The sequence below is a fragment of the Pseudomonas sp. PWP3-1b2 genome (assembly GCF_049896045.1).
Taxonomy (GTDB): Bacteria; Pseudomonadota; Gammaproteobacteria; order Pseudomonadales; family Pseudomonadaceae; genus Aquipseudomonas; species Aquipseudomonas antarctica_B.
In genome coordinates this window covers 1-20430 of sequence record NZ_JAFCTN010000008.1, presented here as the reverse complement: position 1 = coordinate 20430, position 20430 = coordinate 1, and the positions used below count along the sequence as shown (strand labels likewise).

Below are 20430 nucleotides of genomic sequence, written 5' to 3'. Positions count from 1 at the left end.
TCAAAACACTCCCAGGAGCAACGCGGTCAGGGTCATTAACACCGACGCGGCAAACAGAAAAGGAATGGTGAAGCGCTGGTGATCGGCCAGTTCGACCTTGCACAAACCCACCAACAGGAAGGTCGCGGGGGTCAGCGGGCTGACCGGGAAACCGGTGGTGTGCACGCCCAGCAAAGAGGCCTGGGCCACTTGCAGCGGGTCGACGCCCAGCGCCTTGCCGACTTCGGCGATCACCGGCATCACGCCGAAATAGTAGGAGTCGGGGTCAAACAGCAGGCTCAACGGCATGGAAATAAAGCCCACCACTGCCGGGATCAACTTGCCATGGCCCGCCGGGATCTGCGCCACCGCTACTTCGGCCATGGCCTTGAGCATGCCGGTGCCTTGCATGATGCCGGTGAACACCCCGGCAGCAAGCAGGATGCTGGCCATGGTCAGCGCGGTCTTGGCGTGGGCGTCGATGCGCGTACGCTGGGCGTCGACATTCGGGTAGTTGATGCACAGCGCCACCACGGTGCCGAGCATGAACATCACCACCGGATCCACCCAGCCGGCAATCATCACCACCATGACCACCACGGTGAGGAGCAGGTTGATCCAGAACAACCGAGGGCGACGCAGCGCCAGGTCATCGTCGCTGAGCACCCGTTGCGGCACCGCATCCACCGTGGAACCGGCGCCCAGGCCCAGGCGTTTTTCTTCGCGACGGCCCAGCCACCAGGCGCAGGCGAAGACAAACACCAGTCCGACGATTTGCACCGGGATCAGCGGCTGGAACAGCTCCGCCACCGGCACGTGCAACGCGGCAGACGAGCGCAACACCGGGCCGGTCCACGGCAGGAAGTTAACCCCGGCGGCCATGGCGCAGACGCAGGCGAGGATGCGTTTGTCGATGCCCAGCCGCGTGTACAGCGGCAACATCGCCGGCACCGTCACCAGAAAGGTCACCGCACCCGAACCGTCCAGGTGCACCAACAGCGCGAGGGTCGCGGTGCCGACGACAATTCGCGTAGGACGCGTACCCACCGTGCGCAGGATGCGGTCGATGATCGGGTCGAGCATGCCGGCGTCGGTCATGATCCCGAAAAACAGAATCGCGAACACAAACATGCCCACCACGGGGGCGACGTTCTTGATACCGGAAATGATGAAGGCACTGGTTTGCAGGCCGAAACCGCCGAGCAGCGCGGCAATGATCGGCAAGGCGATCAGGGCCACCAGCGGCGAGAGGCGTTTGCTCATGACGGCAGCGAGCAGGCACAGGATGGTGATGACACCCAGGGTTGCGAGCATGGGGTACTCCAGAGCGGCCTTGTTGGCCGGTTATTGTTTTCCCCCGAGTATTGGAACCGCGTTAGTCTTTGTAAATTGGAATATTCAGCCGATCACGTTCGGAAAAACAAAATGAAGAACAGTATCCAACATATTCAGGCGTTCCTTGCCGTCGCCCGCACCGGCAGCTTCACCAAAGCCGCCAACGAGCTGCACCTCTCGCCCTCGGCGCTGACCGTGCAGGTGCAGCAACTCGAAGACTGGCTCGGCGTCGCGCTGCTCGACCGCAGCCCGCGCCACGTGAGCATCACCGTCGCCGGCCAGGAGGCGCGTGGCCCCATGGAAAAACTGCTGCTGGACCTGGACAACATCGTCACCGGTTCGCGCGACCTGGCGCAGTTGCGCCGGGGCGTGGTCACCATTGCCGCCCTGCCCTCGGTGTGCGCCGGAGCCCTGCCCCCGGCGTTGCGCCTGTTTCGCGAACGCTTTGCCGGCATCGAAGTGCGCCTGCACGACCTGGTCGCCCACCGGATTCATGCCCAGGTGCGCTCCGGCGAAGTGGATTTCGGCATCGGCGTGCGTGCACGGCTGAGCCATGGCCTGGAGTTTTTGCCCGTGCTGAATGATCGGCTGTGCGCCTTCGTGCCGCTGGATCATCCCCTTACCCGGCACACTGCATTGACGCTGGAGCAACTGGCCGACCAGCCGATCATCCTCACCGGACGCGACAGCAGCGTGCGCGAACACGTGGAGGCGCTGTTTGATGAAACGCGGCTAACGATGAACGCCGGGATGGAGGCGAATTACATGTCGACGGTGCTGGCACTGGTGCGCCAGGGGTTGGGGATCAGTGTGCTGCCGGAGTCGGCGGCGGACAGTTTGGAGGGGTTGGTGCGCATCGCGATCGACCATCCAGGCGTCAACCGGGAGATTGGGTTGATCAGTCGCAGCGGGATGGGACTCAGCCCGGCGGCACAGCGCTGCTTCGACCTGCTCAGGGAAGAACTGTCTGACACAACACCAAGCTAAATGTGGGAGCGGGCTTGTGTGGGAGCCGGGCTTGCCCGCGATGCAGACACCTCGGTGTATCAGTTACACCGGGGTGATGCTATCGCAGGCAAGCCAGCTCCCACAGGTTTGACCGAGTGAGTCAGTCCAGCATCGCTATATGTTTTGGATGACTGGCCACTCGCGCCAACCAAGCCTGCACAGCCGGATACGGCGCCAGGTCAAACCCGCCCTCATGCGCCACGTGCGTGTAGGCATACAACGCAATGTCCGCAATCGAATACTGCTCGCCCACCAGATACGGCGTGGCTTGCAGCTGACGCTCCATGACCCTCAACGCCTTGTAACCGCCCTTGTGGGTGGTTTTGTATTCCTCAAGGCGATCTTCCGGCATGTTCAGGTAGAACTGGATAAACCGCGCCACGGCGATATACGGCTCGTGGCTGTATTGCTCGAAGAACTGCCACTGCAACACTTGTGTGCGCAGGCGCGGCTCGCCCGGCAGAAACTCGCTGCCATCGGCGAGGAAGTTCAGAATCGCGTTGGACTCCCACAGGCAGGTGCCGTCTTCCAGCTCCAGCACCGGGATCTTGCCGTTGGGGTTTTTGGCCAGGAATTCGGCGGTCTGCGTGTCACCCTTGAGGATGTCGACATCGATCCATTGATACGGGATGCCCAGCAGGTTGAGCATCAATTTGACCTTGTAGCAGTTGCCCGACTTGTAATCGCCATAAACCTTGTACATGGGGCTCCCCTTATGCCGCTCTCGCGTGCTGTGCTTGACGGACCACTGCGGCCAGGCGTTTGAGACCTTCGTCCAAACGGGCCGGGTCGATGTGGCTGAAATTCAGCCGGAACGAACCCAGGTGCCGGTCCGGCTCGGAAAAGAACGGTTCACCGGGCATGAACGCGACGTTCCTGTCGAGCGCTGGAGCCAACAAGGTGCGGGTATCCAGCGGCTGTTTCAAGGTCAGCCAGAAGAATAAACCGCCTTGGGGTGTCTGCCAGTCGGCCAGGTCGCCGAAATGAAGCTCCAGCGCGGACTGGAAGGCATCGCGACGCTCGCGGTAAAAACTGCGCAGCTCAACCAAATGATTCTGATAAGTCTCGGTGCCGATCCACTGCATGGCTTGCCACTGGCCCACGCGGTTGGTGTGCAGGTCGGCCGATTGCTTGAGTTTTAACAGGTGTGGATACAGGTCGGGGCTGGCAATCAGGTAACCGACCCGCAGGCCCGGCAGCAGGGTTTTGGACACCGTGCCGGTGTAGATCCAGCTGGCTTTTTTCAGGCGCCCGGCAATCGGCTGCGCACTGGCGCCGTCAAACGTCAGCTCGCGGTAGGGCTCGTCTTCGATCAGGGTCACCTCGAATTCATCGAGCAAGGCGGCGACGGCTGCACGCTTGGCTTCGCTGTAACGCACGGCTGACGGGTTCTGGAAGGTCGGGATCAAGTAGATGAAAGCCGGGCGATGGCGTTCGAGGCCGGTGCGCAAGGCTGCCAGGTTCGGGCCGTCGGCTTCCAGTTGCACGGTGAGGCAATCGGCGCCAAACAGCTGGAAGATCTGCAACGCCGCCAGGTAGGTCGGGCCTTCGAGCAGAATCTGCGTGCCTTTATCGATGTACAGCTTGGCCGCCAGGTCCAGGGTTTGCTGCGAGCCGCTGACCACCAGCACCTGGCTGGCCTGGCAGGGAATACCCAAGGCGCGCGCTTCGACGGCGAGCAGTTCACGCAGCTGCGGCTCGCCTTCGCTCATGCCGTATTGGCCGATGTTCGGCGGCATGCCATCCCAGTTGAGCGCGGGCAACATGGCTTCGGCCGGCAGGCCACCGGCGAACGACATCACTTCCGGACGCTGGGCCGCCGCGAGGATTTCACGGATCAAGGAGCTTTTGAGGCGCGTAACACGTTCTGAGAAGGCCATAAGGTCACCGGTAGCGAAGCCTGTGGGAAATACGTCAAACTGGTTGACCGAAATTACGACGACCTCAGGGGATACGTCAACATGCTTGACCTTAAAAACCCGACCAGCCAGCAGCAAGCCATGGAAGCGTTTTTCTTCGGCTACCAGGCGTTCACCGCCAAGGCCGACGAAATGCTCGAGCGCCGTGGCCTCAGCCGTGTGCACCAGCGCATCGTATTTTTCATCGCGCGTTACCCGGCCCTGAGCGTGAAGCAACTGCTGGAATTGCTCGGCGTGAGCAAGCAGGCACTGAACATGCCGTTACGCCAACTGCAGGAAATGCACTTGGTGAGCAGCGTTGCGTCCGAGACCGACAAGCGCAAACGCCTGCTGGAACTGAGCGACGAAGGCCTGCGTTTCGAGCAGTCACTGCGCCGTGAACAGGTGAAGTTGTTGCAGCGCGCCTTCGCAGACGCCGGGGAAGAGGCAGTGGCGGGATGGCTGGCGGTCAATCAGGCACTCGCCAACCCTTGATGGGTGCAGCGCTCGCTGTTGTGGCGAGCGGGCTTGTTGTGGCGAGCGGGCTTGCCCCGCGTTGGGGCGCGAAGCGGCCCTGATCCAGGCACTCCATTCTTTCAGTAAAAACTCGGTAGCAGGTTTTGGGGCTGCTTCGCAGCCCAACGCGGGGCAAGCCCGCTCGCCACAACACCTTTTGAATCAGCCTTTCATCCCCTTTCGCGCACATAATCGAAAACATTATTTGCTTTATTTGTATACAAAAGCATAATTCGCTTCGTGCGAGTTCCTGACCTTTTGGTCAACAAAACCCGCCAGTACCTCAAAGCGCTGTTGCCCACTGATGTGACCGGCGCTGGAAATAACAATAAAACTCCTGAGGAGTACTCGCTGTGGAAAGCCGCAAATCCGAAGCCCCTACGCTGGAAATCGCCCGGCCCAACAACAGTTGGCTGGAACGCCTGTTCAAACTCAGCTTGCATGGCACCACAGTGAAGACCGAGCTGATCGCTGGCCTCACGACTTTTATCACCATGGCCTACATCATCTTCGTCAACCCGAACATCATGGCCGACGCCGGCATTGATCACGGCGCGGCGTTTGTCGCCACCTGCATCGCGGCGGCACTGGGTTGCCTGCTGATGGGCCTGTACGCCAACTGGCCAGTCGGCCTGGCGCCGGGCATGGGCCTGAACGCTTTTTTTACTTACACCGTGGTCGGCACCATGGGTTACACCTGGGAAACCGCGCTGGGTGCAGTGTTCATTTCCGGCGTGCTGTTTATGGGCCTGACCCTGTCCCGCGTGCGTGAATGGCTGCTCAACAGCATTCCCGTGAGCCTGCGCCATGCCATGGGCGCAGGTGTCGGTTTGTTCCTCGGTGTGATCGGCCTGAAGACTGCGGGCATTATCGTTGACAGCCCGGCAACCCTGATCAAGCTCGGTTCGCTGCATGAACCGGCGCCCTTGCTCGCCGCCGTGTGCTTCCTGTTGATCGCCATCCTCAGCTACCACCGGGTGTTCGGCGCCATCCTGATCAGCATCATCGCCGTGACCCTCGCCGGTTGGGGCCTGGGCCTGGTGCATTACAACGGCATCCTCTCCGCCCCGCCGAGCCTGGCGCCCACATGGATGGCCATGGACGTTAAAGGTGTATTCAATGTCAGCATGATCAGCGTTGTGTTTGCCTTTCTTTTTGTACACATGTTCGACACCGCAGGTACACTGATGGGCGTCGCGCAGCGCGCCGGGCTGGTCAACGCTGACGGCAAAATCGATAACCTGTCGCGCGCGTTGAAAGCCGACAGTGCTTCCAGTGTGTTCGGTGCCATGGTGGGCGTGCCGCCGGTTACCAGCTACGTGGAAAGTGCTGCTGGCGTGGCCGCTGGCGGTCGCACCGGGCTCACGGCTGTCACCGTGGGCATTCTGTTTGTGGCCGCGATGTTCTTTGCACCGCTGGCGGGGATGATCCCGGCGTACGCCACAGCGGGTGCGCTGATTTACGTCGCCATGCTGATGATGGCGAGCATGGCGCATATCAACTGGGATGAAGCAACCGACAGCATTCCGGCGATTGTCACTGCGATCATGATGCCGCTGACGTTCTCGGTCGCCGACGGTATCGCCCTGGGTTTTATCACGTATGTGGCGCTCAAGGCCGGTACCGGCAAATACCGCGAAATTTCAGTCAGTTTGTGGGTGCTGTGCGCGATCTTTATCGCCAAATTCATATTTTTGTAGAAGGAGTAAGGCATGACGCTGGAAACCTGGTTGCTGTTCAGTGGCGCTGCATTGATCGTGATTCTGATCCCCGGCCCGCTGTCGTTGCTGATGATCAGCAACAGCCTCAATTTTGGGCTGCGCCGCGCCTATCCAGCGTTTCTCGGCGGGGTGTTTGCCTCGATCTGTTTGTTGAGCGCCTCGGCACTGGGTCTGGGCGCACTGTTGCTGGCCTCCGAACAGCTGTTCAGCGCGCTGAAGATTGTCGGCGCCCTCTACTTGTTTTACCTCGCATGGCAGAGTTGGCAGCAATCGCGTCAACCGTCTCAGGGCGCGGTGGTGCCTCAGGCCGCCGCCACGCCGCGTTTTCGGGCCTTGTTTGGCCGCGCCTTCGTACTGGGCGCGAGCAACCCCAAGGACATTCTGTTCTTTGCCGCCTTCCTGCCGCAGTTTCTCAGCAACGACCTGCCGTTCCTCCCGCAATTGTTGGTCATGATCGTGACCTGGACCCTGCTCGACCTGCTGTGCAAGCTCGCCTACGGCCTTGGCGCCCACGCTGCGGCGCGCTACCTGCGCACCGGCAAGGGCCAGAGTTGGTTCAACCGCGTCAGTGCCGGCTTGTTCGGCTGTGCTGGCCTGGTGTCGCTGATGAGGGCGAGAGCCTGATTTGACGTTGTAAAAGCGTGCAGCGTCGCCCTTCCCGCTCCGCCATTTCTCCCTATCCACCGCGCCGCGCAGTCTCTGACTGCGCGGATAAAGGCCGTCTGTGCCGCTGGCGCAAGGGACGGCCACGCGCGAACGACACGCAAAAAAAAGCCCGCAGTGTGGGCGGGCAAAAAACCAACGAAGAGCTTTGGGGGTGTGAAGCGAGGTGACGCTCAGCTACCGCGATAAGTGGAGTAGCTGTAAGGCGAAATCAGTAGCGGGACATGGTAATGATCCTGTTCGGCGCTGATGCCGAAGCGCAGTACCACCACATCCAGAAAAGCCGGTTCGGGCAATTGCACGCCACGGGCGCGGTAATAGTCGCCGGCGCTGAATTGCAGTTGGTACACACCGCTGCGGTAGTCATCGCCTTGCAGCAGTGGCGCGTCGCAACGGCCGTCGCTGTTGGTCACCGTGGCAGCAACCAGTTCGAGCTGCGCACCGTCGACGCGGTACAGCTCAACCTTGATTGCGCTGCCAGGGCAGCCGTGTGCGGCGTCCAAAACGTGTGTGGTCAAACGTCCCATGGCGTCTACGCGCCTCCCGAAGTCAGTAGATAAGAAGTCCGCACTTTTTCAGAGCATCAAAAAAGCCGGCGATGGCTGATTAAGACACTTTTTAAAAAAATTGTACACAATAAAAATTACAAAACTGTGGATCTGCTTTCCTGCGATGCTCCACAGAGCAAATGATGAGTAATCCTTGCTTTTAAAAGACCTTTTTTCCATTTACTGACCAGTCAGGCAAGTTTCTTGCTAGACCATTCACAGAGGGGTTTATGGAAAAAATCCAGAAATGCAGGCTTACAAAGTCGTCGATAAGTTGTATACAATCACTCATCGCTGTGACGCCACCCGGTCATTTCATCCCCTGGCCGCCACATGAATGATCACGAACAAGAAGGAAGACTGCAGTGAGCGCTGACTACCCACGCGACCTGATCGGTTACGGCAGTAACCCTCCTCACCCCCACTGGCCGGGCAAGGCACGCATCGCGCTGTCGTTCGTACTCAACTACGAAGAAGGCGGTGAGCGCAACATTTTGCACGGCGATAAAGAGTCCGAAGCCTTCCTCTCGGAAATGGTCTCGGCCCAGCCGCTGCAAGGCGCGCGCAACATGAGCATGGAGTCACTGTACGAATACGGCAGCCGTGCCGGCGTGTGGCGCATCCTCAAGTTGTTCAAGCAATTCGATATCCCGCTGACCGTCTTCGCCGTGGCCATGGCCGCCCAGCGCCACCCGGACGTGATCCGCGCCATGGTCGATGCGGGCCATGAGATCTGCAGCCACGGTTACCGCTGGATTGACTACCAGTACATGGACGAGGCCGAGGAACGCGAGCACATGCTCGAAGCCATCCGCATCCTCACCGAGCTGACCGGCGAACGCCCGTTGGGCTGGTACACCGGCCGCACCGGCCCCAACACGCGCCGGTTGGTGATGGAGGAAGGCGGCTTCCTGTATGACTGCGACACCTACGACGATGACCTGCCCTACTGGGAACCCAACAACCCCACCGGCAAGCCGCACCTGGTGATCCCCTACACCCTGGACACCAACGACATGCGCTTCACCCAGGTGCAGGGTTTCAACAAGGGTGATGACTTTTTCGACTACCTCAAGGACGCCTTTGACGTGCTCTACGCCGAAGGGGCCGAGGCGCCGAAAATGCTTTCCATCGGCCTGCATTGCCGCCTGATCGGCCGCCCTGCCCGCCTCGCCGCCTTGAAACGGTTTATCGAATACGCCAAAAGCTTTGAGCAGGTGTGGTTCACTCGCCGCGTCGACATTGCCCGTCACTGGCACCAAACCCACCCGTACACGGGAGCAGCGAAATGACTGCGTTTCACACCCTCAAGCCGTCGACCCTGAGCCGCGATGAATTCGTCGCAGCCTTCGCCGACATCTACGAACATTCTCCATGGGTGGCCGAAAAGGCCTTCGACCTGGGCCAGGACAGCTCGATCGATGAGATCGAAACCCTGCACCAGCGCATGAGCGACATCCTGTTGAGCGCCGATCATGCCAGCCAACTGGCCCTGATCAATGCTCACCCGGACCTGGCCGGCAAAGCTGCCGTCCAGGGCCAATTGACCCAAGCCAGCACCGATGAACAAGCCGGCGCGGGTATTCACCAATGCACGGCCGAAGAGTTCTCACGCTTCACCGAGCTGAACGATGCCTACAAAGCCAAGTTCAAGTTTCCCTTCATCATGGCGGTAAAAGGCAGCAACCGGCATCAGATCCTCGCCGCGTTCGAAACGCGCATCCACCACTCGGCAGACGCCGAGTTCAACTGCGCGCTGGCCGAGATCAACAAGATCGCGTTGTTCCGATTACTGACCCTCTGAATGACCATCCCCAGCCACTCTATCCAAGGCAGACAAGAAGAATGAAAGCTTACGCCGTACCTTTCGAGAAGTTCGTCAACCTGGCCGACGCCCGTCTGGGCACCAAGATCCTTTCGGTGACCGATGACTGGTTCGCTGACGCCAACCGCCTGTTCCAGCCGACCCCGGCCGTGTGGAAGGAGGGCGTTTTCGATGACAACGGCAAGTGGATGGACGGCTGGGAGTCGCGCCGCAAGCGCTTCGAAGGCTACGACAGCGCGGTGATCCGCCTGGGCGTACCGGGCTCGATCAAAGGCGTGGACATCGACACTTCATTCTTCACCGGCAACTACCCGCCGTCGGCCTCCCTGGAAGCCTGCTTCCTGGCCTCGGGCGACCCGGATGAAAACACCCAGTGGGTGGAAGTGCTGTCGGCCGTCGAGCTGCAGGGCAACAGCCATCATTACCACGAGATCAACAACGACCAGGCTTACAGCCACCTGCGTTTCAACATCTACCCGGATGGCGGCGTGGCGCGTTTGCGTGTGTACGGCGTGCCGTTCCGCGACTGGTCCTCAGTGGGCGACAACGAACAAGTCGACCTGGCCTCGGCCCTCAACGGTGGCCGCGCACTGGCCTGCTCCGATGAACACTTCGGCCGCATGAGCAACATTCTCAACCCGGGCCGTGGCATCAACATGGGCGACGGCTGGGAAACCGCGCGTCGTCGTACGCCGGGCAATGACTGGGTGATCGTCGCGCTGGGCCACCCTGGCGAGATCGAGAAGATCATCGTCGACACTCTGCACTTCAAGGGCAACTACCCGGACACATGCTCCATCCAGGGCGCGTTCGTGAAGGGCGGCACCGACAGCCAGATCGAAACCCAATCACTGTTCTGGCGCGAACTGCTGCCAGCGCAGAAACTGGAAATGCACGCCGAACACACCTTCGCCGAGCAGATCAAGGCGCTGGGGCCGATTACCCACATCCGCCTGAACGTGTTCCCGGATGGGGGTGTGAGTCGCCTGCGAGTGTTGGGCAAGGTCGTCAAGTAAGCGCTGAACCCGATCGCAGGCAAGCCAGCTCCCACAGGGGAATGCATTCCAGGGTGGGAGCTGGCTTGCCTGCGATGACAATAGTTCAAACAACACAGAATCCGGATAAGAGACAGCCATGCGCACACTGATGATCGAACCCCTGACCAAAGAAGCCTTCGCCCCTTTCGGAGACGTTATCGAAACCGATGGCAGCGATCACTTCATGATCAACAACGGGTCGACCATGCGTTTTCATAAACTGGCGACGGTCCAAACCGCCACGCCGGAAGACAACGCAATCATCAGCATCTTCCGCGCCGACGCGCAGGACATGCCGCTGACCGTGTGCATGCTGGAGCGACACCCGCTGGGCAGCCAGGCGTTTATACCGCTGCTCGGCAACCCCTTTCTGATCGTGGTCGCGCCCCTTGGCGATGCACCTGTATCAGGCTTGGTCCGCGCCTTCGTTACCAACGGCAGGCAGGGCATTAATTACCATCGCGGCGTTTGGCACCACCCGGTGCTGACGATCGAAAAGCGGGATGACTTCCTGGTGGTTGATCGCAGTGGCACAGGCAATAACTGCGATGAGCATTTTTTCAAAGAGGATGAGCGGTTGATCCTCGCCCCCCACCAATAAGAGAAGGCCGGATCACCCGACAACAAGGGTGACAGGCGAGAGGTAAAGACTGTGGAAGCACATCTGTTGGAATGGCTGAACCTGAGCGTACGCTGGGTTCACATGATCACTGGCGTCGCGTGGATCGGCGCTTCCTTCTATTTCGTCTGGCTGGAAAACAACCTCAACCGCGTCAACCCCAAAAACGGCCTGGCCGGTGACTTGTGGGCGATTCACGGTGGCGGTATCTACCACCTGGAAAAATACAAACTGGCCCCACCGACCATGCCGGACAACCTGCACTGGTTCAAATGGGAAGCCTATTTCACCTGGATGTCGGGCGTCGCGCTGCTGTGCGTGGTGTTCTACCTCAACCCCACGCTGTACCTGCTCGCCCCCGGCAGCACGCTCAGCGGCACCGAAGGCGTATTGCTGGGCATCGGCTCACTGTTTGCCGGCTGGTTCATCTACTCCTTCCTGTGCGACTCGGCCCTGGGCAAGCGCCCTGCCCTGCTCGGTTTGATCCTGTTTGTGCTGTTGATTGCGGCGGCTTATGGCTTCAGCAAGGTGTTCAGCGGCCGTGGCGCGTACCTGCACGTGGGTGCGGTGATCGGCACCATCATGGTCGGTAACGTGTTCCGCATCATCATGCCCGCCCAGCGCGCGCTGGTGGCGGCCATCGCGCAGAACCGCACGCCGGACCCGGCACTGCCGGCCAAAGGCTTGCTGCGTTCGCGTCACAACAACTACTTCACCTTGCCGGTGCTGTTCATCATGATCAGCAACCACTTTCCGAGCACCTACGGCAGCCAATACAACTGGCTGATCCTGGCGGGTATCGCGGTGGCGGCGGTGTTGGTGCGTCACTACTTCAACACCCGGCATAACAGCCAGAAGTATGCGTGGACCTTGCCGGTGGGCGCGTTGGCGATGATTTGCCTGGCGTATGTGACCGGCCCCAAGCCGGTGGCGGAAGTGGCCAAGGCACCTGCGGCCATCGAATATCAGCCGTTACCGGAAACCGCGTTGGGCGGTGGCTTGAAACCTGCCGCTCCGGCTGCGCCTGCTGCTGCACCAGCAGCGGCACCTGCCCAGGCGACGATTGATTTCGAGAAGGTGCATGGGGTTATCCAGGAACGCTGCGCGGTTTGCCATTCGGCCAAGCCGACCAGCCCGCTGTTCAGCACCGCGCCAGCTGGGGTGATGTTCGACACGCCCGTGCAGATCCAGCAGCAGGCCGCGCGCATTCAAGCGCAGGCCGTGGCCAGCCAGATCATGCCGCTGGGCAACATTACCCAGATGACCCAGCAGGAGCGGGATTTGATTGGTACCTGGATCAACCAGGGGGCGCGCACCAACTGACTGCTCCAGATCAAATGTGGGAGGTGCTTGTGTGGGAGCTGGCTTGCCTGCGATGGCGGTAAGTCAGCAACCCATCCGGTGGCTGACACACTGCTATCGCAGGCAAGCCAGCTCCCACACTTGAGACCTGCAGCGTTTTGAAGATTGCATTCCACACAACACAAAAATAAAAAGATCCGAGGTGTTGCATGTCCCCGTTAGAAACGCAGACTCCTGCCGCGCCCGCCATGGTGCGGCTGCCCCTCTTGCAACTGATTCTGGTAGGCCTGCAACACGTCTTGCTGATGTACGGCGGCGCCGTCGCCGTGCCGCTGATTATTGGCCAGGCCGCCGGCCTGAGCCGTGAAGAAATCGCCTTTCTCATCAACGCCGACCTACTGGTCGCCGGCATCGCCACCCTGGTGCAGTCATTCGGCATCGGCCCGGTGGGCATTCGCATGCCGGTGATGATGGGCGCCAGTTTCGCCGCCGTCGGCAGCATGGTCGCCATGGCCGGCATGCCCGGTATCGGCTTGCAGGGCATTTTCGGCGCGACCATCGCTGCCGGGTTCTTCGGCATGCTGATCGCGCCGTTCATGTCCAAGATCGTGCGCTTTTTCCCGCCGTTGGTAACCGGCACCGTGATCACCGCAATTGGCCTCTCGCTGTTTCCGGTCGCCGTAAACTGGGCCGGTGGCGGCAGTGCCGCTGCAACGTTTGGTTCGCCGATCTACCTGGCGATTGCCGCGCTGGTACTCGCCACCATCTTGCTGATCAACCGCTTCATGCGCGGCTTCTGGGTGAACATCTCGGTACTGGTCGGCATGGGCCTGGGTTACGCCTTGTGCGGCCTGCTTGGCATGGTCGACCTCAGCGGCCTGGCCCAGGCGCCGTGGCTGCAGGTGGTGACGCCGTTGCACTTCGGCATGCCCAGGTTCGAGTTGGCGCCAATCCTGTCGATGTGCCTGGTGGTGGTGATCATCTTTGTCGAATCCACCGGGATGTTCCTCGCGCTGGGCAAAATCACCGGCCAGGATGTCACGCCAAAGATGCTGCGCCGTGGTTTGTTGTGTGATGCCGGCGCGTCGTTCTTCGCCGGTTTTTTCAACACGTTTACCCACTCCTCCTTCGCGCAAAACATCGGCCTGGTGCAAATGACCGGCGTGCGCTGCCGCTCGGTGACGATCATGGCCGGGGCCTTTCTGATTGTGCTGAGCCTGCTGCCCAAAGCTGCGTACCTGGTGGCGTCGATTCCACCGGCGGTGCTGGGCGGTGCAGCGATTGCGATGTTCGGCATGGTGGCGGCCACCGGGATCAAGATCCTGCAGGAAGCCGATATCGCCGACCGGCGTAACCAGCTGCTGGTGGCGGTGAGCATCGGCATGGGCCTGATCCCGGTAGTGCGCCCGGAGTTCTTCGCGCAGCTACCGTTGTGGATGAGCCCGATTACCCACAGCGGCATCGCGATGGCCACCCTCAGCGCGTTGTCGCTGAATATCCTGTTCAACATTCTCGGCGGCTCTGAACGACCTGCCGTCGCTCCTACGCATTGATTCCTTCGTTCTTACAAAAACAATAACGAAACCGGGAACCACGACATGCACGCCATTCACCTGGGGCCGGCCACAAGCCGTGCCCCATTCTCGCCCCACGCGCTCTGTTACAGCGCACTTGAGCCCAGGCATAAGAGCCAGTATTCTCCGCGCCCGCTCGAATCGACTCAAAAAAAAACAGCGAATGTAAAAGCTGACTGCAAGGCCAACTTATCCCGGCCTTATGTCTGCGGCCAAAGTGCGCAAAAGTCCCCTGAATTCGACTGCATCCTATGCAGCCGACGGGGATTTTTTGGCTTTTTAAACACCTTGGCGCAGCTCTTGCTAAATGCACTAAAGCTGACCGAACAGACTATTTTTGCAGCTGACCAAAAGGCGCCACACCAGAGCGCCTGCGTAGAAGAAAAACCATAAAACTTTAACTCGGGAGCAACCGAATGAAACCTATGTTCAAAGGCCTGATGCTGGCGGGATCCCTGCTGGCCGGTGGCCAAGCCGTGGCCGGTGACTTGTTGCAATGGCAGAACAACAGCCTGACGTATCTGTGGGGCAAGAACTTCACCGTCAACCCGCAGATCCAGCAAACCGTCACCTTCGAACATGCTGACGCGTGGAAGTACGGCGACAACTTTTTCTTTGTCGACCGCATCTTTTATAACGGCAAAGAAGATGGCAACGTCGGCCCAAGCACTTACTACGGTGAGTTCAGCCCGCGCCTGTCGTTCGGCAAGATCTTCGACAAAGACCTTTCATTCGGCCCGATCAAAGATGTATTGCTGGCCTTCACTTACGAGTTCGGCGAGGGCGATAACGAGTCGTACCTGCTCGGCCCGGCCTTTGACTTGAACATCCCGGGGTTCGACTACTTCCAGTTGAACTTCTACCAGCGCCAGACCGAAGGCAATCGGCCGGGTGACGGCGTGTGGCAGATCACTCCGGTGTGGTCGTACACGATTCCGGTGGGCAATTCGAATGTGCTGATCGACGGCTTCATGGACTGGGTGGTGGACAACGACAAAAACGCTCGTGGTACTTACCACGCCAACTTGCACTTCAACCCACAGGTCAAATATGACTTGGGCAAGGCGCTGCATTGGGGCGACAAGCAGTTGTATGTGGGTATTGAATACGACTACTGGAAGAACAAGTATGGGATTCAGGACAGCGGTGCGTTTGAGACTAACCAGGACACGGCGAGCCTGTTGGTCAAATACCACTTCTAACTAACACTGCCGCTCTCTTGTGGGAGCTGGCTTGCCTGCGATAGCGATCTGCCTATGACTCATAGGTTGGCTGACACACCGCTATCGCAGGCAAGCCAGCTCCCACATTCAGTTCGGTGTGAGCCCCAGGAATTTCGACAATTCCTCACGCTTGGCCATCGCATCACGCCGCCCCAACTCGATCAACTCGCTGCAATACCCCGCCTCGAACAGCAGGTAGCTCAACACCCCCGCCCCGCTCGTTTTGGTAGCCCCCGGCCCGCGCAGAAACACGCGCAACGCCGCCGGCAATTCCTGACGATGCCGCGCTGCGATTTCATCAATCGGCTGGCTCGGCGCAATCACCAGCACGTCCACCGGTGCCAGGCCCTGAATGGCCGCATCGGCCGGCAGCACGTGGCTGAAGTGGTTCAAGCGCTCCAACAGCTCGATATCACTCTCTAGGCTGTCAATGAACGTGCTGTTGAGCATATGCCCACCGATCTGCGCCAGCGTCGGCTGCTGGCCGGTGTAGGTGCGCTGGGTCAACGGCTCGTTACCTCGTGGGTTGCCACTGACGCCCACCACCAGCACCCGACTCGCGCCCAGGTGCAACGCAGGGCTGATCGGCGCCGACTGACGCACGGCCCCGTCGCCGAAATATTCCTGGCCAAGTTTGACCGGGGCAAACAGCAAAGGAATCGCCGAACTGGCCAGCAGGTGCTCAACCGTCAGCTGCGTGGGCACCCCGATACGCCGATGGCGCAGCCAGGGTTCAAGGGTGCCGCCGCCCTGATAAAAGGTCACCGCTTGCCCTGACTCATAACCGAACGCCGTGACTGCCACCGCGTGCAGACGGTTCTGGCGAATGGCCTCGTCGATGCCTTCCAGATGCAGTTTGTCGTGGAGTAAATCGCGCAAGGGCGAGCTGTTCAGCAGCGCCACCGGCAGTTGCGTGCCAAAGCCCAACAGGCTGTGGGTTAAAAAGCGGCTCGCCTGGCGCACCACGCCGGGCCAATCGCTGCGCAACACCAAGTGACTGCGAAAGCCTTGCCAGAACGCAGTTAGCCGTTCGATGGACGCGGTGAAATCCAGTGCGCCACTGGCCAGGCTCACCGCGTTGATCGCACCGGCCGAGGTGCCGACGATTACCGGAAACGGATTCGGCGCCCCCGGCGGCAACAGCTCGGCAATCGCCGCCAACACGCCCACCTGATACGCCGCCCGCGCCCCGCCGCCGGAAAGAATCAAGCCTGTGACCGGTTCAGCTGGGCGCATTGCGTCACTCCATGTAGTGAAAACAGGTGTTATCGACGGCGTTTTTCGTACAACTTGGGCTCACCCGGTGGGCGGCTCTTGAAGCGGCGGTGCGTCCACAGGTATTGCTCGGGGCAGTCGCGTACCGAGGCTTCAACCCATTGATTGATGCGCAGGCAATCGATCTCATCGGTTTCGCCCGGGAAGTCAGTCAGCGGCGGGTGGATCACCAGGCGGTAACCGCTGCCATCGGCCAGGCGCTGTTGAGTAAACGGCACGACCAGCGCCTTGCCCAGCTTGGCAAACTTACTGGTGGCGGGCACAGTCGCGGCCTGGATGCCAAACAGTGGCACAAAAATACTTTGCTTGGCGCCGTAGTCCTGGTCCGGTGCGTACCAGATAGCGCGACCGGCGCGCAGCAGCTTGAGCATGCCTCGCACGTCGTCACGCTCAACCGCCAGGGAGTCCAGGTTATGCCGCTCGCGGCCACGGCGCTGGATGAAGTCGAACAACGGGTTGCCGTGCTCGCGGTACATGCCATCGATGGTATGTTTTTGCCCAAGCAGGGCGGCGCCGATTTCCAGGGTGGTGAAATGCAGGGCCATCAGGATCACGCCCTTGCCATCCAGCTGCGCCTGCTTGAGATGTTCCAGGCCTTCCACATGGGCCAGACGCGCCAGGCGCTGACGTGACCACCACCAGCTCATGGCCATTTCAAAAAAGGCGATGCCGGTGGACGCGAAGTTTTCCTTGAGCAGGCGTTTACGCTCGTTGGCGGATTTTTCCGGGAAGCACAGCTCCAGGTTGCGCGCGGCGATGCGGCGGCGCTCGCCGGCCACTTGGTACATCCCGACACCGAGTAATCGACCAATGGTCAACAGCGCCCGATACGGCAACTGAGTAACCAGCCACAGGAGGCCGAGCCCCAGCCATAGCAGCCAAAAACGCGGGTGAAGAAATGCAGCACGAAAACGCGGGCGATCCATTACAGATTCCGGTAAAGACAAGGGCCGCGCATTCTACAACGGATCGACTCGGCTTGCGGCCCGGGGATGTTCTCGTTATAAGTCTCGACACTTTTCGTGACAAGCCGCTTTTGCCGACCATGAGCCAAACCGAACCGCTAGACCAAGATCCCGTGTTCCAGCTGAAAGGCAGCATGCTCGCCATCACCGTGCTGGAGCTGGCCCGCAATGACCTCGAGGCCCTGGACCGCCAACTGGCCGCCAAGGTCGCCCTGGCGCCGAACTTTTTCAACAATGCCCCGCTGGTGCTGGCCCTGGACAAACTCCCGGCCGGCCAGGGCGCGATTGATTTGCCCGGTTTGATGCGCGTCTGCCGTTCCCACGGTTTGCGCACCCTGGCGATTCGCGCCAGCCGCATTGAAGATATCGCCGCAGCCATCGCTATTGAACTGCCAGTACTGCCGCCGTCCGGAGCCCGCGAGCGTCCGCTCGAGCCGATGGAAGGTGAACTGAAGAAAAAACCGGAAAAACCGCCGGAACCGACGATCAAGCCTACAAAGGTCATCACCTCCCCCGTACGCGGCGGGCAGCAAATTTACGCCCAGGGCGGCGACCTTGTGGTGATCGCTTCGGTAAGCCCGGGCGCGGAACTTCTCGCCGATGGAAACATCCATGTATACGGCCCGATGCGCGGACGTGCCCTCGCCGGCATCAAGGGTGATACCAGGGCCCGTATTTTTTGCCAGCAGTTGACCGCTGAGCTAGTGTCCATCGCAGGCCAGTACAAGGTTTCAGAAGATTTGCGCCGTGATCCGCTGTGGGGGGCCGGGGTCCAAGTCAGCCTGTCGGGCGATGTGTTGAACATCACCCGTCTTTAACGGATACTGCCGCATTTTCCAAGCATCTCTAGACTCTGATAGCACAGCGAAACCGGCAAGACTTGCGTAGGAATAATTGGAAGTTGGCGTTTTTCTCGCGCAAACCAGATTCTTTCCTACAAAGGCTGTCCGCCTGCAGCGAGTTTCAAGAGATGTTTTTCAGGGACCGAAAAGTCCTTTTTCCTTAGGGGTGAAACACCTTGGCCAAGATTCTCGTGGTTACATCCGGCAAGGGTGGTGTGGGTAAGACCACCACCAGCGCCGCTATCGGTACCGGCCTCGCACTGCGCGGCCACAAAACAGTTATCGTCGACTTCGACGTTGGTTTGCGTAACCTCGATTTGATCATGGGCTGCGAACGCCGCGTGGTGTATGACTTCGTCAACGTGGTAAACGGCGAAGCCAACCTGCAACAGGCCCTGATCAAGGACAAGCGCCTTGAGAACCTGTACGTGCTGGCCGCCAGCCAGACCCGTGACAAAGACGCGCTGACCAAAGAAGGCGTGGGCAAAGTTCTCGCCGAGCTGAAAGAAACGTTCGAATACGTGGTGTGCGACTCCCCGGCCGGTATCGAAACCGGTGCTCACCTGGCGATGTACTTCGCCGACGAAGCCATCGTCGTGACCAACCCGGAAGTCTCCTCGGTACGTGACTCGGACCGCATGCTCGGCCTGCTGGCCAGCAAGTCCCAGCGCGCCGAAAAAGGCGAAGATCCGATCAAGGAGCACTTGCTGCTCACCCGTTACAACCCTGAGCGCGTCAGCAATGGCGAAATGCTCGGCGTTGAAGACGTCAAAGACATCCTCGCAGTGACCCTGCTGGGTGTGATCCCGGAATCCCAGGCTGTACTGAAGGCTTCCAACCAGGGCGTCCCGGTAATTCTTGACGACCAGAGCGACGCCGGCCAAGCGTACAGCGATGCAGTTGATCGCTTGCTGGGCAAGACCGTGGAACATCGCTTCCTCGATGTTAAGAAGAAGGGATTCTTCGAGCGTATCTTTGGGGGCAACTAAACAATGAAATTTCTCGACTTCTTTCGCGCCAACAAAAAACCAAGTACCGCGTCGGTAGCGAAAGAGCGTCTACAGATCATCGTGGCGCACGAACGCGGCCAACGCAGCACGCCGGACTACCTGCCAGCCTTGCAGAAGGAACTGGTCGAGGTGATCCGCAAGTACGTCAATATCGGTAACGACGACGTACATGTCGCCCTCGAAAACGACGGCAGCTGCTCGATTCTGGAACTCAATATCACACTGCCTGATCGTTAATCGAAAAGGCGGTTGCCACGGCGGCTCGGCCACCTTGATCCCTTATCGGGAACCGGGTGAGCGAGCCGCCGTTGGCGTTTGTTACGAGGCTGTTTAATGCCGCTGTCCAATATCCATATCCTGCATGAGGACGCCGCCGTCCTGGTGGTGAACAAGCCGACCCTGCTGCTCTCGGTGCCTGGCCGCGCCGATGACAACAAGGACTGCCTGATCACCCGCCTGCAGGAAAACGGCTACCCCGAAGCCCGCATCGTCCATCGCCTGGATTGGGAAACCTCCGGGATCATCCTGCTTGCCCGCGACGCCGATTCCCACCGCGAACTGTCGCGTCAGTTTCATGACCGTGAAACGGAAAAGGCTTATACCGCCCTGGCTTGGGGTCAACCTGAGCTGGACAGCGGCAGTATCGACTTGCCCCTGCGTTACGACCCGCCGACCAAGCCGCGTCATGTGGTCGACTATGAGTTTGGCAAACATGCCCTGACCTTCTGGAAGGTGCTGGAGCGGTGTGGCGATTGGTGTCGTGTGGAGCTGACGCCGATTACCGGGCGCTCGCACCAGCTGCGGGTGCATATGCTGTCGATCGGGCATCCGCTGTTGGGGGATGGGTTGTATGCGCATGAGCAGGCTTTGGCTGCGTGGCCACGGTTGTGCCTGCATGCGAGTATGTTGAGTTTTACGCATCCGCAGAGTGGGGAGCGGTTGCGGTTTGAGTGTTCGGCGCCGTTTTAGGGGGTTGGGTTGGGTACATATCCGTTGGTGCGGTAACGGCTGAAATCGGTTCCGCTCTTACAGCGGGTCACTTTTGGCAAACGCCCCAAAAGTAACCAAAAGGTCTGTGCCCCACCACTCG

General features: G+C 60.0%; 22 protein-coding genes. 16 read left to right on the top strand and 6 right to left on the bottom strand.

Annotated features, from left to right (window positions below):
* Positions 1–1293 (bottom strand): CitMHS family transporter, encoded by a 1293-nt coding sequence (locus tag ACP7A2_RS07635; protein ID WP_426133726.1) that lies wholly within the window; start codon positions 1291–1293, stop codon positions 1–3.
* A 111-nt stretch (positions 1294–1404) separates the two neighbouring features.
* Between ACP7A2_RS07635 and ACP7A2_RS07630 the strand changes: the two genes are divergently transcribed.
* Entirely contained in the window at positions 1405–2301 is an 897-nt protein-coding gene (locus tag ACP7A2_RS07630; RefSeq protein WP_426133725.1) for a LysR family transcriptional regulator, read from the top strand.
* A 121-nt stretch (positions 2302–2422) separates the two neighbouring features.
* On the opposite strand, the gene ACP7A2_RS07625 is transcribed toward ACP7A2_RS07630, so the two are convergent.
* A complete protein-coding gene (locus ACP7A2_RS07625; RefSeq protein WP_348062388.1) occupies positions 2423–3025 on the bottom strand; it encodes a glutathione S-transferase family protein in 603 nt (200 codons plus the stop codon).
* Between the two features lie 10 nt (positions 3026–3035).
* Complete coding sequence (locus ACP7A2_RS07620; RefSeq protein WP_426133724.1) at positions 3036–4202, bottom strand: PLP-dependent aminotransferase family protein; 1167 nt, start codon at positions 4200–4202, stop codon at positions 3036–3038.
* A gap of 81 nt (positions 4203–4283) precedes the next feature.
* Here ACP7A2_RS07620 and ACP7A2_RS07615 point away from each other — a divergent pair, with 81 nt between their 5' ends.
* From ACP7A2_RS07615 to ACP7A2_RS07605, 3 genes are all read left to right on the top strand, one after another.
* A complete protein-coding gene (locus tag ACP7A2_RS07615; RefSeq protein ID WP_426133723.1) occupies positions 4284–4715 on the top strand; it encodes a MarR family winged helix-turn-helix transcriptional regulator in 432 nt (143 codons plus the stop codon).
* A 374-nt stretch (positions 4716–5089) separates the two neighbouring features.
* Positions 5090–6436 (top strand): NCS2 family permease, encoded by a 1347-nt coding sequence (locus ACP7A2_RS07610; RefSeq protein WP_426133721.1) that lies wholly within the window; start codon positions 5090–5092, stop codon positions 6434–6436.
* A 12-nt stretch (positions 6437–6448) separates the two neighbouring features.
* A complete protein-coding gene (locus ACP7A2_RS07605) occupies positions 6449–7081 on the top strand; it encodes a LysE family translocator (RefSeq protein ID WP_426133719.1) in 633 nt (210 codons plus the stop codon).
* A gap of 212 nt (positions 7082–7293) precedes the next feature.
* Here the strand turns inward: ACP7A2_RS07605 and uraH are convergent, their stop codons facing one another.
* Positions 7294–7647: a hydroxyisourate hydrolase gene (uraH, locus tag ACP7A2_RS07600; protein ID WP_426133717.1), complete on the bottom strand. Its 354-nt coding sequence runs from the start codon at positions 7645–7647 to the stop codon at positions 7294–7296.
* A 386-nt stretch (positions 7648–8033) separates the two neighbouring features.
* On the opposite strand from uraH, the gene puuE reads away from it, so the two are divergent.
* The 8 genes from puuE (at position 8034) to ACP7A2_RS07560 (ending at position 15227) form a co-directional block, all read left to right on the top strand.
* Complete coding sequence (gene puuE / locus ACP7A2_RS07595; protein WP_426133715.1) at positions 8034–8960, top strand: allantoinase PuuE; 927 nt, start codon at positions 8034–8036, stop codon at positions 8958–8960.
* Entirely contained in the window at positions 8957–9472 is a 516-nt protein-coding gene (gene uraD / locus ACP7A2_RS07590; RefSeq protein ID WP_426133713.1) for a 2-oxo-4-hydroxy-4-carboxy-5-ureidoimidazoline decarboxylase, read from the top strand. Before puuE ends, uraD begins: the two co-directional genes overlap by 4 nt.
* A 41-nt stretch (positions 9473–9513) precedes the next feature.
* On the top strand, positions 9514–10509 hold the full coding sequence (gene alc / locus ACP7A2_RS07585) for an allantoicase (RefSeq protein WP_426133711.1): 996 nt from the start codon (positions 9514–9516) through the stop codon (positions 10507–10509).
* Between the two features lie 118 nt (positions 10510–10627).
* Positions 10628–11131, top strand: coding sequence for an ureidoglycolate lyase (locus tag ACP7A2_RS07580; RefSeq protein WP_375070746.1), 504 nt, complete (start codon positions 10628–10630; stop codon positions 11129–11131).
* Between the two features lie 51 nt (positions 11132–11182).
* Positions 11183–12472, top strand: a complete 1290-nt coding sequence (locus tag ACP7A2_RS07575; RefSeq protein WP_426133710.1) for a urate hydroxylase PuuD — start codon at positions 11183–11185, stop codon at positions 12470–12472.
* A gap of 188 nt (positions 12473–12660) precedes the next feature.
* Entirely contained in the window at positions 12661–14004 is a 1344-nt protein-coding gene (locus tag ACP7A2_RS07570) for a nucleobase:cation symporter-2 family protein (protein WP_426133709.1), read from the top strand.
* Between the two features lie 45 nt (positions 14005–14049).
* Positions 14050–14418 (top strand): hypothetical protein, encoded by a 369-nt coding sequence (locus tag ACP7A2_RS07565; RefSeq protein ID WP_426133708.1) that lies wholly within the window; start codon positions 14050–14052, stop codon positions 14416–14418.
* A gap of 23 nt (positions 14419–14441) precedes the next feature.
* The gene (locus ACP7A2_RS07560) at positions 14442–15227 is read left to right on the top strand and encodes an outer membrane protein OmpK (protein WP_426133707.1); all 786 of its coding nucleotides are present in this window, start codon (positions 14442–14444) and stop codon (positions 15225–15227) included.
* A gap of 108 nt (positions 15228–15335) precedes the next feature.
* Here ACP7A2_RS07560 and ACP7A2_RS07555 read toward each other — a convergent pair whose 3' ends face one another.
* Positions 15336–16484: a patatin-like phospholipase family protein gene (locus tag ACP7A2_RS07555; protein ID WP_426133706.1), complete on the bottom strand. Its 1149-nt coding sequence runs from the start codon at positions 16482–16484 to the stop codon at positions 15336–15338.
* Positions 16485–16513: 29 nt separating this feature from the next.
* On the bottom strand, positions 16514–17449 hold the full coding sequence (locus ACP7A2_RS07550; protein WP_426133705.1) for a lipid A biosynthesis lauroyl acyltransferase: 936 nt from the start codon (positions 17447–17449) through the stop codon (positions 16514–16516).
* Positions 17450–17568: 119 nt separating this feature from the next.
* Between ACP7A2_RS07550 and minC the strand changes: the two genes are divergently transcribed.
* The 4 genes from minC to ACP7A2_RS07530 all read left to right on the top strand — a co-directional run bounded on the left by minC (position 17569) and on the right by ACP7A2_RS07530 (position 20309).
* Positions 17569–18306, top strand: a complete 738-nt coding sequence (gene minC / locus ACP7A2_RS07545) for a septum site-determining protein MinC (protein ID WP_426133824.1) — start codon at positions 17569–17571, stop codon at positions 18304–18306.
* Positions 18307–18506: 200 nt separating this feature from the next.
* Positions 18507–19319, top strand: coding sequence for a septum site-determining protein MinD (gene minD / locus ACP7A2_RS07540; RefSeq protein WP_017737535.1), 813 nt, complete (start codon positions 18507–18509; stop codon positions 19317–19319).
* Between the two features lie 3 nt (positions 19320–19322).
* Positions 19323–19577: a cell division topological specificity factor MinE gene (gene minE, locus ACP7A2_RS07535; protein WP_003175252.1), complete on the top strand. Its 255-nt coding sequence runs from the start codon at positions 19323–19325 to the stop codon at positions 19575–19577.
* A 96-nt stretch (positions 19578–19673) separates the two neighbouring features.
* Positions 19674–20309: an RluA family pseudouridine synthase gene (locus ACP7A2_RS07530; protein ID WP_426133704.1), complete on the top strand. Its 636-nt coding sequence runs from the start codon at positions 19674–19676 to the stop codon at positions 20307–20309.
* Positions 20310–20430 lie beyond the last annotated feature (121 nt).